The 714-nt window shown below is 69.7% G+C and carries 2 protein-coding genes; both read right to left on the bottom strand.

Annotation, left to right across the window (positions count from 1 at the left end; translation table 11 throughout):
• The coding region (locus ACFOYY_RS42450) for a hypothetical protein (RefSeq protein ID WP_386197197.1) at nucleotides 1-264 on the bottom strand (264 nt) is incomplete at its 3' end.
• A gap of 151 nt (nucleotides 265-415) precedes the next feature.
• The coding region (locus ACFOYY_RS42445; RefSeq protein ID WP_386197196.1) for a hypothetical protein at nucleotides 416-714 on the bottom strand (299 nt) is incomplete at its 5' end.

Here is a 714-nt window from a genome sequence, read left to right as displayed (position 1 = left end):
GGCGCCGACACTGTCGGCGTCCGGGCGGACGGTGGCCAGGGTGGTGTGGGCGGGAGGCAGCGGCCACGTCAGGGCCGCCTCGATCGCCGCTGTGGCCGCGTCTCCGCCCAGGTGCTGTGGGTCCAGGTTGCCCGCCGTGCACCGGTCGGCCAGGACCGGGACGGTGACCTCCACCCCGAGCACCTCCTTGGCGAGGAGGGCGTCGTTGGCCGTGCGGGCCGAGTCGGTGGGGCGAGGGTCGAGGGTGGCGAACGTGTAGATCATGTCCCCTCCTCGGGGGTGGTGGTGGGCGGCCCAGCCCTGAGAGTGGGGCGGGCCGTGGTACCCCTCGAAGGGTGATGAGGATTTCTCTGCCTTCATCCACTACAGAGGGACGATGGCTTCGGCGTCCCGCCGAGAGGATGGAGGCGCTTGATCAGGCCTCCAGTGCGGCCAGGTAAGCGCGAGCCTCAGCCAGCGATTTCACAGCCTCATGGTCATTGTTCTGTTCCTGGGCGATCAGCTCACGGACCCGAACGTTGCGCCGAGCGTACGCCAGAAGGTCCTCCGCGCTCATGTCCACCGCTGCGGTCGCCATCAGGTTGGTGACTGCCTGGAAGGAGTCCACCGGAACCAGGACCGCACGCTCCCGCACCCCCCAGGGGGCGCTCGATCCCGGCTGGCGGTCGTGCAGCCAGGGGATGATCGCGCTGACCCGCCAGGCGATCTCAGCGG

The organism is Streptosporangium jomthongense (assembly GCF_042650425.1).
Lineage (GTDB): Bacteria > Actinomycetota > Actinomycetes > Streptosporangiales > Streptosporangiaceae > Streptosporangium.
This window is presented reverse-complemented; position numbering and strand designations above follow the sequence as displayed.